Genomic DNA, 13953 nt, shown 5'->3' on the forward strand with positions numbered 1-13953 from the left:
CAATTTGGATATAGCATTCTGGCAATGGATCTTGATCATCGCGTCTAGTGTGACGCTCTTTTTCCTTTCGCCTTTGGCAAAAACAACCGATGATTTTTTTAAGGCGACGCATCGCAAGAAGGCGCCCAATGCCTTTATGCTTACCGGCAGCTTGATCATTTCCTGGATCTTTGCCAAGAGTATTACCAATGCGGCCAACCTAGGATTGGAATTTGGTATTGTGGGTGGTGTCGCCTACGCAGCATATTACCTCTCATTTGTAATGGCAGGGATTCTTATTTATTCGCTACGTACGCGCGGTGGTTTTACCAGTTTGCATCAGTTTCTTACCTCGCGCTTCGGTAAAAATGCAATGCGTGTGTTTTCGGTTTTGATCGCAATACGTCTGTTTAATGAGGTATGGAGCAATACGATGGTGATCGGTAGTTATTTTGGCGATATTGGCAGCACTGCATATTACGCTTCGATTATTGTTTTTACGCTGTTGACGCTTGCGTATTCGCTAAAAGGTGGCTTGAGCAGTTCGATCTTTACCGATGTTTTGCAAATGGGACTTTTTGGGATTTTGCTGTTTGTAATTTTAGGAAGTATTTATTCCTCTACAGATTTCACGGTATCAGACACATTACAATCTGGAGTTTGGGATTTTGATACCGGTTTAAATTTACTCTTTGCGGCGCTTATTCAAAGTTTGAGTTACCCGTTTCACGATCCCGTTTTGACAGACCGTGGCTTTTTAAGTTCGCCAAAAGTCACTTTGCGAAGTTTTCTTTGGGCAGGTATTTTAGGAGCGATCTGTATTGTGCTTTTCAGCGTTATTGGGGTTTATGCTAAAGCGATGGGAATGCAAGGCCAGGCGGCTGTTGAAGTAGGAAAAGCATTTGGTAGCGTAATCTTACTGATCATCAATTTTATTATGATCACTTCAGCAGCTTCGACTTTAGACTCTACGTTTTCATCTTTTTCCAAGTTGGCAGCAGTGGATTTAAAACTAGGTGAAAGCATCAGCTTTGGTCGTTTGGCAATGTGCGTACTTGTGGTTCTGGGAACGATTCCTATCTTTTTAGATGCTGAAATTTTATCGGCAACAACCATTTCAGGAACGATGGTTATTGGCCTTACGCCTATATTTTTATTTTGGAAACTTCCCGCTCCCAAACTCAGTTTTTATCTGAGTGTTTTTTGCGGGATCGGTTTTGGGTTTTTACTGGTTTTCAATCTCATTCCCGATTGGTGCGTTCTAACGGAAGGCCGCTATGCCGAGCTTTTATGGGTAAACATTTGGGCGGCGGGATGTTGTTTAATTTTATATATGATACCGGCATGGATAAAACTGTGGTAGATTTGGGCAACCTTAACGGAAAGCTGCTTTTGTTTGGCGGGGTGTACAGCAATCTTCAAGCCTTGGAAGCGCTGAAGCATATTGCCGAAGCGCAACATATTGCACCCGAAAATTGCTTGTGCACAGGGGATATTGTGGGGTATTGCGCACAACCCGAAGAAGTCGTGCAACTCTTTAAAATTTGGAGAGCGCGAAGTATTTTAGGCAATGTGGAGATCCAATTGCGGGATGGTGCAGAAGATTGCGGCTGTGATTTTAGAAAAGGTTCGCGCTGTGATGGGTTTAGTCAAATGTGGTTTCCGTACGCACAAAGTAAACTCAGTAAAAGTTCGTTAGATTTTATTGCCACTCTACCTGACCATATACAATTCCGCTTTGCGGATAAAAAGTTCGTGATGGTTCACGGCGACTATTTTAATGTTTCCGAATTTGTATACAAGTCTACCAACTGGTCGCTTAAACAGAAAAACTTTGATGCAACGGGTGCCGATGCGATCATCGCTGGTCATTGCGGTTTACCCTTTAATCACAGTAAGAATGACAGGCTCTGGCTCAATCCCGGTGTGATCGGAATGCCGGCAAATGATGGCAGTCCGCACGTGTGGTATGCGATTTTAGAAGAGCAGGATGAGCAACTTAAGTTTACGCATCACACGATGGATTACAATTACAAATTGGCCAACCAACATATGCAAACCGACTTTCTACCGCAGGAATATGCCCGAACCCTGATCACCGGAATATGGGACAACACCGAAATTCTGCCGGCATACGAAAGCGGGTTGCAAGGTTTTGGCATTCAACTTTAAAAGGTATTAATCTAAAAGAACGAAATTATGAGCTATTTGGAAACCACCAAAAATGTATATCGTGACGCTGCTCTCACTCCAGATGTTGGACTTTGTTGTACCACAAATCCCATTTGGGAATTACCGGGATTGAAAATTCCTAAGATTATGCAAGAGATGAATTATGGCTGCGGAAGCACTGTAAATGCGCGTGATCTTACTAACGATCCGCGGGTACTTTATGTGGGCGTAGGTGGTGGTATGGAGCTTTTACAGTTCGCTTACTTCTCGCGCCAAAAAAGCGGCGTGGTAGGTGTTGACGTGGTTGATGAGATGCTCGAAGCTTCACGTAAAAACTTTGAGGAAGCTGAAGAGTTGAATCCTTGGTTCAAGAGTGAGTTTGTAGATCTTAAAAAGGGGGACGCGCTTCACTTACCTGTGGAAGACAACAGCATCGATGTAGCAGCTCAAAATTGTCTCTTCAATATTTTTAAAGCCGAAGAATTGAAAAAAGCGATTGAAGAAATGTACCGTGTACTGAAACCTCACGGCAGACTCGTAATGAGCGATCCTACTTGTGAGCAGGAAATGAATGAAACGCTACGCAACGACGAGCGCCTACGTGCATTATGCCTAAGCGGAAGTTTACCAATAAAAGAATATGTAAAAGCCTTGACCGACGCCGGTTTTGGCACTATCGAAATCCGTGCGCGCAAACCGTATCGCATTCTTGATCCTAAAAACTACCCGACAGACGAACTCATCTACATCGAATCGATTGAGGTTGCTGCGATTAAAGATCCTATGCCCGAGGATGGCCCGTGTATCTTCACCGGAAAAGCCGCCATCTACTACGGCGCTGAGGATTATTTTGATGATAAAAAAGGCCACGTTTTATTGAAAAACCAACCGCTTGCGGTTTGTGACAAAACGGCCGGTGCCCTTGCTGCTTTAGGCCGTGAAGATATTTTTATCAGCGAAAGCACCTTTCATTATGACGGTGGTGGATGCTGCTAACCGCCGGCTTGTAGCCGTAGGCAACAATTAAAAAAAGCCCCACGATGCGGGGCTTTGTTATTCTATTTATTTCTAGTTTTTAAATACTGTAATAGCTTTTTATCATCTTGACGGTTATCCCAAAAGGCCAAAATAACAATTTGGTCAGAATAGACTTTATAAAAAATGCTGTACTGATTTAGAGATGCAACCCGAATATCCTTATAATTAGTTGCCTTAAAAAGATTGGGGTTTTTAGCAATTTGTTTTGTCGTTTTTGAAACGAAACTAACCAACTTCTTAGAATACGTATTAGATTTATTTCGGTGAACCCAATATTCAAGTATTCCTACAAATTGCATATCTGCCGTACGCGTCCATACTACATTGCGTCCAGCCATTTTAAATTTCTTTGATTCAATTCCTCTTGAGAAATTAAAGCTCCTGTTGCAACGTCTTGCTCTGCCAGATCAAGCAATTCCTTTTGCGCTTCAGATAATTCAAGTATATCTGATTCGGCTTTGCCTGATGCGATTAAACGATCTAAAGCGACTAAAAATTCTTTATCTTTTATCGCTTGTATTTTCTCAATCAGTCCGTTTCTTAAAGTTTCAACAGTTGCCATCTCTATTCATTTTAGTTCTAATTTCCGAAAAAATATGCTTAAACACTAATCTAGCATTTGAAAAACCCACTTTATAAACCGACTGTGGCGCTGCCACTACTTCCCATTATATCCAAAGCGACGCAACTCGCGCTCGCTGCTGCGCCAGTCTTTATTGACTTTTACATAGAGTTCTAAATGCACTTGTTTGCCAAAGAAAATCTCGAGGTCCTTTCGGGCTTCTACGCCGATGCGTTTAAGCGCCGCACCTTTATGACCGATGATGATTCCCTTTTGGCTATCGCGCTCCACCATAATGATGCTGCGCATTCTAATGATATTTTCTTCTTCAAAAAACTCTTCGGTATCGATCTCTACAGAATATGGAACTTCTTTTTTATAGTGCATCAAGATCTTCTCGCGAATGATCTCGTTTACAAAAAAGCGCTCGGGTTTATCGGTCAACGCATCTTTTGGGTAAAACGGTGGCGACACTGGCAAGGCATCCAAAATACGATCAAATACCTGACTTACCCCAAAATTTTCCAATGCCGAAATAGCAAAAATCTCAGCATTAGGCACTTTTTCTTGCCAATGCGTGCGGCTGGCTTCAAGCAGCTCTTCATTTCCTTTATCGATCTTGTTGATGAGCAGCAACACCGGAATATCGGTATTGCGAATTTTATTGAAGAAGTCTTCGTCTTTTAACTCTTTTTCGCCCATTTCAACCATATAGATCAACACATCGGCATCCTCAAAAGCCGACTTTACAAAATCCATCATCGATGCTTGCAGCTCGTATGCGGGTTTTATAATTCCCGGAGTATCGCTAAAAATCGCCTGAAAATCATCACCATTTACGATACCTAAAATGCGGTGGCGCGTGGTTTGCGCTTTTGAAGTAATGATCGAAAGGCGCTCGCCCACGATCGCGTTCATCAAGGTAGATTTACCCACATTAGGGTTTCCGATGATGTTTACAAAACCAGCTTTATGCGCTTTATTTTCGGCTTCAGATTGCAATGGATTATTATTTTGAGCTTCCAAGATTGAGGTGTTTTTGAGGTTTTAAGCTGCAAAGATACGGTTTAAAATCAGCGTTTGAGATTTTGTGAGGAAGGGAAAATATGAGTATCCCGTAATCAGAGATTCAAGATTTTGAAATGGATGAAATTTGTGAGATTTCCGCCTTCGCGGAAATAACTAAAGCGCTTCGCGCTACTCAAATATTAATCGACCGGTATAAGTCTCCTCAACCTCAACAATAGGCGGACGATTGACTGAAATTAAATCTCCCGTGCTTAAAACACTCCCGCGCAAAGACTGAATGGGATTTACGATCACTTTATTGGTTCCGCGGTGATAGACATTGGCATTTTGAATGGCAAAATTTTCACCTTCAAAACGAATATCGCCTTCAAGAAATTCAATATTGGCTGTTTCGGCTGCGCCGGAAATAAAGAAATTGCTGAGTCCGTTTGCGGTGATGTTGAGCGTATTCACATCAAGTTCCAACCTAAAATCGCCGTCTTTATGGTAAAAATCTTCTTCCTCAACATCTTCGCTGGTCAGGGTTAAGGAATCAAAAGACAACACGCCATCGCTTTGTACTTCATATCCCGAAGCATTACGGATTTCGGTCAACTCTGGAGTCGTTACATAAACTTTGCTGATGTTGTAGTCGCGCACGAGATTGCAGCCGTTGTCGTTAAACAGGGTAAGAACACCATCGGTAACGCTTACTTCGATATCATTGACCAGATTTTCACCGGTGGCAAGTACTACTTTTTGCGTCTCTCCCTGTTTTACAATAAGCTGCAAACGCTCTTCAACAATGATCTTAGAAAATGCTTCTACCGGGATTTCTTGCTCGATGCGTTCCCCTTCTGCCTGAAAACAATTGAGTCCCTTTTCTGAGTTACAGGAGAGAAAAAAGATAAGGCTAAAAGATAGAATAAGGTAATTTTTCACAGCGCTTGATTAAGAATGCTAAAAGTAAGCAACTGCTTTAATTATTGTTATTGTAATTACTATTAATATCACTAGAACTTAAAAGTATCTCGACAGCGCTCAATGTGACAGAACATATTATTCCTCTTCTCCCTCAGCCATAAAGATCTCTTCATTAAGCTTATCTCGACGTTCTTGAGCAAGCCTTAAGACAGGATCATATTTAGCATACTCACCCTTCTCGTATTTTTTAATAAAGTCCTCGTAGAGTTTGAGCACTGCGCGGCGATCTTCATAATAATTGTCTGCGATAATGGCTTTGGTATATTCTGCGTTTTTATTTTCGGGTTTTTCTTCTAAAGACCGGTTGACGTACTTCATGGCGTTTTTCCAGTCTTTCTTCATCTCATACGTACGCGCCAAAGTATAATACTCTTCATCAAGCGGAAGATCTTTGTATAAAACGGCAAACAACCCGTGCGTTTCAGCCGATTTTAGATCGGCAGTATGATTGTACAATTTTGCAAGTGTCGCGTGGAGATACCAGTCTTCTGGAGAAAACTTTAAAGCTCCCAAATACTGCTCAACAGACTTCTCATATTTGCGCTTTTTATAATACAAATTACCCAGTTTTTCTCTAATGAATTGCGTGTCTTGCCCAAGCGCGAGTAATTTCTCAAACCACTCGATGCCTTCTTCATTCCATCCTTTGTAATAATAACTTTGCGCAAGTGTGCTGATGATCTCTACATTGGTAGGATAACTTTCTAGAGCTTTAAACGCCAGTCTTTCAACTACGGGATAATCCTTCCGTTTAAGATACGAGGTAGCAACTTGAGCGAGTGCTTTTTGATGGGTACTGTCTAATGCCACAGCTTTTTCATAGTCTTCTAAAGGTTTATGCATTTTTGCTATTTTCTGCTTCAGAATACTATCAGACTCTTTTCCTGAAATCTCTCTAGGTCGGTTTTCATTAGCGCGGCCGCGCTGGTAATAAAAGTCTGGATTGGTATCATAAACTGAAATTAACGCTGAAAAAACACTATCTGCTTCTTTAAACTGACGCTTGGTGATGAGCAATTTCCCATACTCATTCATCGCGATAACTTCATCTGTACCTGTTGCTGCCAATTTATAATTGGTGAGCGCATCGTCAAGTGTACCTTTAGCTTGATGGGCACGCGCTAACTTTAAATAGACCTGCTCATTTTTATTAGCAATTTGCTCATAGTGCGCAATGGCCTTGCTGTAGTTACCCACGGCATATAAACTATCTCCAATGGCCAAAGCCGAAACCTCTTGTGCTTCGGCCCGGCTGGCTAGTACTAAAAATAAAAGTAAATAAAAACTACGCATGGAGCTGTTTTGGGGTTTTAGAATCTACTTCGTCTGAAAAATAATAGGTAATGAATACAGTACATTTACTGACTCTCCACGCTGTTTACCCGGAGTCATATTGGGCAAAGTACTTACTACACGTATAGCCTCCTCTTCTAATTTAGGATGAGGTCCTCGAGAAGCTACATCGGTAACTCGACCATTTTTATCAATTTTAAAGCGCACATAAATCCTGTTGATGCCCTTAAGTCCTAATTCTTTACCCAATTTGGTATTAAAACTTGTATTTACGTGTCGAGCAACTTGTTCAGACATGCATTTTTTACGTTCCTCATTGGTCTGCAGACTTTCACACCCCGGAAAAGAAGGTACTTCTTCCACAACTGCATAAGGAACATCATTAATTACTTTTTGACTTTGAGTTTCTACTACTTCTATAACCTCTATGCCTTCTCCCACAGGAACCTCATTTAGCGCAACATTATTAGGTTTTGGTGGGGCTGGTGGCGGAGGTGGTAAAGCCTTTTGATTTGCCTTCTTAAAAAGATTACTTACAAGTTCACGTTCTTCTGTACTTATCTCTTCTTTAGCATCTAAAGTTGCTTCCAGATCTGCTACTTGCTCTTCAAGGCTAAGTGCTGCTTTATTTTCGGCAAGGCCGTTGTCATCGGTACATCCTACGTAGGTTAGAATACCGGCGATGACGGGTATCAAGACTAAATATTTGAGTCCGGCTCTTTGTTTACTTTGTTTTTGTAACATAACGATTCGTTTTTTGATTAATGAATGATTGAAAAATGTATTGATGAATGAAATATGTTGCGTACCAAAAGCAGTATTTAATAACTGATTGTAATAGGCTTTCATTTCGGTTTTACGCATTGCCTGAGCATCTGCGATAAATTCGTGTATTTCAGCTAGTTTATTTTGATAGATATACACTAGCGGATTGAACCAAAAGACTACGCGCATCAGCTCAAACAGCATCAGGTCAAGACCGTGCCAGTGTTTGAGATGCACCTCTTCGTGCGCCATAATGTGCGCTTTAGCCTCAGCATTGATATTTTCGCCAATAAAAATGGTTCCCATAAACGTAAAAGCGGCATCGCTATTGGGTATGGTGATCATCTTAGGCGTCGTATCATTTTTACGCTTAAATCTGAAGTAGCGCTGAATCTCCTGATATTTTCTAAACAGCATTCCCGTGCTAAAAAACACTCCGGCTGCGTAAAGTAAAAGATAGATACTCCAGTCTGTTTCTTGTGGCACCGGTGCAGCTGCAACTTCACTTGCTTCGGCAGTTACCACCACTTCTGGTAAAAAGAATATGTTTTCGCGCAGCGGAATTTGATTCTGAAACAATTCAAACTGCATAAAGGGCAATAAAAAGGCCAATAGCGCTGTACTTATCAAATAAATTCTATTGATATTGAAGAAGGTTTCTTTGCGAAACCAAAGCTGGTAAACGGCTAAAAACAATGCCTGAAAAACAATAACTTCGAGTATATATCTTACCATAACTAGTCGTCTTTATTAATTTCTTTTAAAATAGATTCGAGTTCGCTCGCGCTCATTTCTTTCTTTTTCACAAAGAAGGAAACCATGCTTTTGAAGCTTCCGTTGAAATAATCGTTGACCATTTTAGACATTGAGGCGCTACTGTACTCTGACTTTTTCACTAACGGAAAATAAATATGACCTCTACCCTGCTTCTTAAATCCTACAAACTCTTTAGTTTCCAGAATACGTACTATGGTTGAGACTGTATTATACGCCGGTTTTGGCTCGGGCATCACCTCTAGCATTGCTGCTACATTGGCTTCACCAAGATCCCACAGGATCTGCATTACTTCTTCTTCGGCTTTGGTTAACTGTTTCATAATTTATACTGTTTAGGGAATTAGTTTTGTGTGTTGAACATTTCAAATATAACTAATTAATTAGTTAAACTAACAAATTAGTTAATTAATTTTCATAAAAAATCCTGTAGACCAGTATTTACAAGACCTACAGGATGCTATTTTTCTTGACTTACCAAGGCATTACGCCGAAACACCAATACTTACGACATAACCTTCCCAGTTACGCACATTAAATACCGTACCATCTTCAAAAATGAGGTACTGCCCTTTTATTCCTTTTAAAACACCCTGATACTCCGGAGTCTTTTCAAGGTTTAAACTTTTCAGTTTTTTAGGGTATTGCAACACCGGGAATTCAATATTGGTTTCCTGATTGCTGGCGATGTAGTACTCTAGTGCCTCCTCTGGAATGTATTGTTTTAAAGCGTCACGCTGCTCAACAAGATTCTCATCTTCGATCTCATTCTTGAGCATTTTGCGCCAGTTGGTCTTATCCGCAATATGATCTTTAAGAGCGACTTCGGTGATTCCTGCTAAATACCGGTTGGGAACCTCAACGATCTCAATCGCTTCGTGCGCGCCTTGATCTATCCAACGCGTAGGCACTTGGGTTTTGCGCGTTACGCCCACTTTTACATTACTGCTGTTTGCGAGATATACAATATGCGGCTGTAATTGCACTTTTTTTTCATACTCAAGATCGCGATCTTCCTGATCCAGGTGCGCCTTACTCAGCTCAGGTTTCATAATCCAGTCGGCTGCTTGCGGCACTTTATAAAAGTCTTCATAGCAATAACCTTGGCGATATATTTTCTTATTAAGACCACATGCGAGGCACTGATATTTTAAAAATTCGATGCGTATTTCTTTATCCAAAAGCTGGTTTACGTGAATAAAATCATCTTCAAAAACCAAATAATATTGCACCGGATTTTGGAGTTCGGTTTGCATTTTGGTGAGTACGCCTTGGTATTGCATAAAAGTGAAGGATGTTGAATTAATTCGATTTAAAAAAAGTATTTTTAGGCGTGATTTTTTATCAATCCTAATAAACTAGAGCTCAAATATACTAACAAAATGCCGATACCCTTAGTCAATTCTATCGCCAGCTGGTTTCTCAAAAAGCGTATTCACCAGATGGAATTGTTTCTAAAATATCCTCACGAAGTTCAGAATGAATTGTTGCTGAAGTTAGTACATAAAGCAAAAAACACAGAGATCGGTAAAAAATACGGGTTTAAGGATATTCGTTCCTATAACGATTTTGCGCAACAAGTCCCGATCACCAATTATGAAGCTTCGCATGAAATGATCGAGCGCGCTCGTCGTGGTGAAAGCAATATCTTTTGGCCTTCGCCGGTTAAATTGTTTGCGCAGAGCAGCGGTACCACCAATGCAAAAAGCAAGTATATTCCTGTAAGTCCGGAAGCGCTAGAAGATTGTCACTATGCTGCAAGTAAAGACTTGCTTTGCGTGTACCTCAACAACAACCCAGACTCTCAATTATTTACGGGAAAAAGTTTGCGCCTGGGTGGAAGCAAAAAACTGTATGAAAGTAATGGCACCTCGTATGGTGATCTTTCGGCAATATTGATTGACAATATGCCGTTTTGGGCAGAATTCAGCAGTACGCCCGGTAATGAAGTTTCACTTATGAGTGATTGGGAAGTTAAGATGCAAGCCATCGTACAGGAGACCATTCAGGAAAAAGTGACGAGTCTTGCAGGCGTACCCTCATGGATGCTGGTGCTTATCAATAATATTTTAGAATCTACCGGTAAAGAAAGTCTTTTTGAGGTTTGGCCCAATCTGGAGGTTTACTTTCACGGCGGGGTGAGCTTTGAACCTTACAGAGATCAATACCGCAAAGTATTACCGCGTCACGACTTTAAATATTATGAGATTTATAATGCATCTGAAGGCTTTTTTGCGCTTCAGGATAAAAATGAGAGAAGCGACCTTTTATTGATGCTGGATTATGGGATTTTCTACGAATTCATCCCGATGAATTGTTACGGAGAGCCCGACCAGAAGATCATTCCGCTTAGCCAAGTTGAAAAAGGAAAGAACTATGCGATTGTAATTACCACAAACAGTGGTTTGTGGCGTTACCGCGTGGGCGACACGGTACGGTTTACCTCTATCGATCCCTATCGCGTACGCGTAAGTGGTCGCACCAAACATCACATTAATGCTTTTGGCGAAGAATTAATTATCGAAAATGCCGAAGAAGCCCTTAAGAAAGCTACAGCACTTACAAACTCTGAAATTGTAGATTATACGGCGGCTCCCATTTTTATGGACGGAAAAGAAAAAGGCGCTCACGAATGGTTTATTGAGTTTAAAGTGGCTCCTAAGAATCCGGAACAATTCAACCATATATTTGATAAGGCTTTGCAAGAGATCAATAGCGATTATGAAGCTAAACGTAAAAACAACATGACATTAAATCCCCCTACAATTCATTATGCAAGAACCAATCTTTTCTACGATTGGCTAAAATCAAAAAATAAGCTTGGTGGTCAGCACAAAGTGCCTCGACTTAGCAATTCTCGCGAACTTGTTGAAGAGTTACGTGTTTTAAACACAGCTTTTGCTTAAGTCTTCTTCTTTCAAAATTTCACTTTAACGAATTTTCATTCCGCTTTAACTAAAATATTGGCATATGCGCCCAGTCTCCCTTAAATTGGATGCAACAAATCACAACTCAAATTACTCACGCTTTTCGAAGCTTATAGCTTTGACACTGATAGTAACGCTGAAAACAGTGTTACTATCGGGACAAAGCAAACTAAGTCAACAAGACTTAGCATTTTCAAGAGTGCCCTCACCCATTTTATTTGCAAACAGGTATATGTCTAGTGCAGACAATACCTATGCTGTTACAGAATTGAGCTTTAATACAGCAGCTGATGAATATGCTACCTGTATGTATCAAAAAAGCCTTGTGGTAGTCTCTAACCGAAAATTGAACAGACGTACCATTTTAGGGCAAAGTGACTATAAACTTCTGGGCTTTACGCAACAAAAATCGACCTGGAGTGTTCCTTATCTTTTGCCCGGGGTTTTTACCGGTAAGACCAATCACGGCGGAATCACATTTAACAAAAACGGAACTCAAGTATTTTTTACCAAAACACTTTCTACCCCAAATACCTACGCGCTATTTACTGCTCATAAAAGCACCAGTTATAACCATTTATGGCGCGATGAAAAACAAATTATAGTAGCCGCCTCAGGATTTTCTATTGAAAACCCTTGGCTAAGTACCGATGGAAAGCTTCTGTACTTCTCCAGTAACATGCCGGGTGGTTTTGGCGGATATGATCTATATGCGGTTCAGGTTTTCAAAAATGGAGTGATTGGGAAACCTTATAATTTAGGCGCACAAATCAACTCGAGCGCTAATGAGAACTTCCCGAGTTTGAATCCTGACAACACCCAACTTTATTTTGCTTCAGACCGCAAAGAATCTATAGGTGGTTATGATATTTTTTATGCGTTTACCGATACCAAATCCTACAGCGCACCTAAAAATATGGGCACGACTATAAATTCTTCTTCTAATGAGATACGATTCATTCCCACAAGCTCGACTTCGGGCTACTTCAGCTCTAATAAAAATTCGTTAAGCAGAACAATGAACGTTTATGCTTACGAAAAAGTAGCAGCAGCTGCAGAATTTTCAACTAGTTCACAGCAAGACTAAAAGGCTTAGTAAAAAATAACTTTTTGATTTTAAGGTTAGTTTTGGATATTGAAATTTTTAGCGACAAAAAAAGGCCCGGAAAATTCCGAGCCTGTCCTTTTCTATTTCGAACCCATTAAGAAACTGCTTTCAGCTTTTTAATGGTTGATTTCTCTAATTTAAACTCTGCGTATTCTTTATCTACCTTAAAACTGTTCAAATCTGAACTTGGCAGATCAAACATCGCATCGGTAAAAATCGCTTCACATAAAGAACGTAATCCACGAGCACCCAGTTTATATTCAATTGCTTTATTTACGATATAATCTAAAGCCGGACCTGTGATCTCAAATTCAATATCATCCATCTCAAAGAGCTTCTCATATTGTTTGATGATCGCATTTTTAGGTTCAGTAAGAATTGCTCTTAAGGTTTTAGCATCTAAAGGATCCATATGCGTAAGTACCGGTAAACGCCCAATGATTTCCGGAATCAATCCAAAATCTTTCAAGTCTTTAGGAATGATGTATTTTAAAAGATTCTCACGATCTATTACATCTTCACTCATACTTGCACTAAAGCCTACCGCTTGCATATTTAAACGCTTGCTGATCACACGTTCAATACCATCAAACGCACCACCGGCTACAAACAAAATATGCTCGGTATTCACCTCGATAAACTTCTGGTCAGGGTGCTTACGACCACCTTTAGGTGGTACATTAACCGTTGTTCCTTCAAGAAGCTTCAATAAAGCCTGCTGAACACCTTCTCCGCTCACATCACGTGTTATGGAAGGATTATCACTTTTGCGTGCGATTTTATCAATCTCATCGATAAATACGATTCCGCGTTGCGCTTTTTCAAGATTATAATCTGCAGCTTGTAATAGCCGCGTTAAAATACTCTCTACATCTTCACCTACATAACCTGCTTCAGTAAGCACTGTTGCGTCTACGATCGCTAATGGCACATTGAGCATACGTGCAATAGTTTTTGCCATCAGGGTTTTACCCGTACCGGTTTGCCCAACCATTACAATGTTACTCTTTTGTATCTCTATATCATCTTCAGTTTCTGGCTGTAATAAACGTTTATAATGGTTATAAACCGCCACGGCCATAACTTTTTTGGTATAGTCCTGACCAATGATATACTCGTCTAAAAAGTCTTTAATCTCTTTAGGTTTTTTTAAAGTGAGATCACCATCTAGTCCATTCTTATCAGACTCTTTTGCCTCTTCAAGCACGATCCCGTGGGCTTGCTCAATGCAGCGGTCACAAATATGTGCGTCCAAACCTGCAATAAGCAAGTTGGTTTCAGGCTTTTTTCTGCCACAAAATGAACATTCTAATTCTTCTTTCGCCATAATTCAATCTTTTGGG

At 40.5% G+C, this 13953-nt stretch carries 14 protein-coding genes; 5 read left to right on the forward strand and 9 right to left on the reverse strand.

Features of this window, described 5'->3' with window-relative positions; genetic code table 11:
- The first annotated feature begins 4 nt into the window (after nt 1-4).
- Genes WA338_RS03520 through arsM form a run of 3 tightly spaced genes read left to right on the forward strand, consistent with a single transcriptional unit; the run spans nt 5 to nt 3147 of the window.
- Nucleotides 5-1342, forward strand: a complete 1338-nt coding sequence (locus tag WA338_RS03520; RefSeq protein WP_336092094.1) for a sodium:solute symporter — start codon at nt 5-7, stop codon at nt 1340-1342.
- Nucleotides 1324-2151, forward strand: a complete 828-nt coding sequence (locus WA338_RS03525) for a metallophosphoesterase family protein (protein WP_336092096.1) — start codon at nt 1324-1326, stop codon at nt 2149-2151. Before WA338_RS03520 ends, WA338_RS03525 begins: the two co-directional genes overlap by 19 nt.
- A 27-nt stretch (nt 2152-2178) precedes the next feature.
- Nucleotides 2179-3147: an arsenosugar biosynthesis arsenite methyltransferase ArsM gene (gene arsM / locus WA338_RS03530; RefSeq protein WP_336092098.1), complete on the forward strand. Its 969-nt coding sequence runs from the start codon at nt 2179-2181 to the stop codon at nt 3145-3147.
- Nucleotides 3148-3209: 62 nt separating this feature from the next.
- On the opposite strand, the gene WA338_RS03535 is transcribed toward arsM, so the two are convergent.
- The 8 genes from WA338_RS03535 to WA338_RS03570 all read right to left on the reverse strand — a co-directional run bounded on the left by WA338_RS03535 (nt 3210) and on the right by WA338_RS03570 (nt 9858).
- Nucleotides 3210-3527, reverse strand: a complete 318-nt coding sequence (locus WA338_RS03535; RefSeq protein ID WP_336092099.1) for a type II toxin-antitoxin system RelE/ParE family toxin — start codon at nt 3525-3527, stop codon at nt 3210-3212.
- Nucleotides 3509-3751, reverse strand: a complete 243-nt coding sequence (locus WA338_RS03540; RefSeq protein WP_336092100.1) for a hypothetical protein — start codon at nt 3749-3751, stop codon at nt 3509-3511. The genes WA338_RS03535 and WA338_RS03540 overlap by 19 nt, the downstream gene beginning before the upstream one ends.
- Nucleotides 3752-3847: 96 nt before the next feature.
- On the reverse strand, nt 3848-4777 hold the full coding sequence (era, locus tag WA338_RS03545; RefSeq protein ID WP_336092101.1) for a GTPase Era: 930 nt from the start codon (nt 4775-4777) through the stop codon (nt 3848-3850).
- Between the two features lie 171 nt (nt 4778-4948).
- Nucleotides 4949-5701: a head GIN domain-containing protein gene (locus tag WA338_RS03550; protein ID WP_336092103.1), complete on the reverse strand. Its 753-nt coding sequence runs from the start codon at nt 5699-5701 to the stop codon at nt 4949-4951.
- Between the two features lie 117 nt (nt 5702-5818).
- Nucleotides 5819-7036, reverse strand: a complete 1218-nt coding sequence (locus WA338_RS03555; RefSeq protein WP_336092105.1) for a tetratricopeptide repeat protein — start codon at nt 7034-7036, stop codon at nt 5819-5821.
- A gap of 24 nt (nt 7037-7060) precedes the next feature.
- Nucleotides 7061-8536, reverse strand: a complete 1476-nt coding sequence (locus WA338_RS03560; RefSeq protein ID WP_336092107.1) for a M56 family metallopeptidase — start codon at nt 8534-8536, stop codon at nt 7061-7063.
- Between the two features lie 2 nt (nt 8537-8538).
- Nucleotides 8539-8898: a BlaI/MecI/CopY family transcriptional regulator gene (locus WA338_RS03565; protein WP_009781570.1), complete on the reverse strand. Its 360-nt coding sequence runs from the start codon at nt 8896-8898 to the stop codon at nt 8539-8541.
- Between the two features lie 162 nt (nt 8899-9060).
- Nucleotides 9061-9858: a DUF2797 domain-containing protein gene (locus WA338_RS03570; RefSeq protein ID WP_272986330.1), complete on the reverse strand. Its 798-nt coding sequence runs from the start codon at nt 9856-9858 to the stop codon at nt 9061-9063.
- Nucleotides 9859-9957: 99 nt separating this feature from the next.
- Here WA338_RS03570 and WA338_RS03575 point away from each other — a divergent pair, with 99 nt between their 5' ends.
- Both WA338_RS03575 and WA338_RS03580 read left to right on the forward strand, forming a co-directional pair.
- Entirely contained in the window at nt 9958-11481 is a 1524-nt protein-coding gene (locus tag WA338_RS03575) for a GH3 auxin-responsive promoter family protein (protein WP_336092110.1), read from the forward strand.
- Nucleotides 11482-11734: 253 nt separating this feature from the next.
- Nucleotides 11735-12589 carry a PD40 domain-containing protein gene (locus tag WA338_RS03580; RefSeq protein ID WP_009781573.1) on the forward strand — a complete coding sequence of 285 codons (855 nt, stop codon included), beginning with the start codon at nt 11735-11737 and terminating at the stop codon, nt 12587-12589.
- A gap of 115 nt (nt 12590-12704) precedes the next feature.
- On the opposite strand, the gene clpX is transcribed toward WA338_RS03580, so the two are convergent.
- Nucleotides 12705-13937 (reverse strand): ATP-dependent Clp protease ATP-binding subunit ClpX, encoded by a 1233-nt coding sequence (gene clpX, locus WA338_RS03585; RefSeq protein ID WP_009781574.1) that lies wholly within the window; start codon nt 13935-13937, stop codon nt 12705-12707.
- Between the last annotated feature and the right edge of the window lie 16 nt (nt 13938-13953).

Origin of the sequence: Leeuwenhoekiella sp. CH_XMU1409-2 (assembly GCF_037029365.1) — a bacterium.
Classification (GTDB): domain Bacteria; phylum Bacteroidota; class Bacteroidia; order Flavobacteriales; family Flavobacteriaceae; genus Leeuwenhoekiella; species Leeuwenhoekiella blandensis.

Excerpts from the sequence above, each read along its gene's own strand:
- arsM (WP_336092098.1), top strand. The coding sequence starts at position 2,179 with ATGAGCTATTTGGAAACCACCAAAAATGTATATCGTGACGCTGCTCTC.
- WA338_RS03540 (WP_336092100.1), bottom strand. The coding sequence starts at position 3,751 with ATGGCAACTGTTGAAACTTTAAGAAACGGACTGATTGAGAAAATACAA.
- WA338_RS03560 (WP_336092107.1), bottom strand. The coding sequence starts at position 8,536 with ATGGTAAGATATATACTCGAAGTTATTGTTTTTCAGGCATTGTTTTTA.
- WA338_RS03525 (WP_336092096.1), top strand. The coding sequence starts at position 1,324 with ATGGATAAAACTGTGGTAGATTTGGGCAACCTTAACGGAAAGCTGCTT.
- WA338_RS03535 (WP_336092099.1), bottom strand. The coding sequence starts at position 3,527 with ATGGCTGGACGCAATGTAGTATGGACGCGTACGGCAGATATGCAATTT.
- clpX (WP_009781574.1), bottom strand. The coding sequence starts at position 13,937 with ATGGCGAAAGAAGAATTAGAATGTTCATTTTGTGGCAGAAAAAAGCCT.
- WA338_RS03555 (WP_336092105.1), bottom strand. The coding sequence starts at position 7,036 with ATGCGTAGTTTTTATTTACTTTTATTTTTAGTACTAGCCAGCCGGGCC.
- WA338_RS03570 (WP_272986330.1), bottom strand. The coding sequence starts at position 9,858 with ATGCAATACCAAGGCGTACTCACCAAAATGCAAACCGAACTCCAAAAT.
- WA338_RS03575 (WP_336092110.1), top strand. The coding sequence starts at position 9,958 with ATGCCGATACCCTTAGTCAATTCTATCGCCAGCTGGTTTCTCAAAAAG.
- WA338_RS03565 (WP_009781570.1), bottom strand. The coding sequence starts at position 8,898 with ATGAAACAGTTAACCAAAGCCGAAGAAGAAGTAATGCAGATCCTGTGG.
- WA338_RS03580 (WP_009781573.1), top strand. The coding sequence starts at position 11,735 with ATGTCTAGTGCAGACAATACCTATGCTGTTACAGAATTGAGCTTTAAT.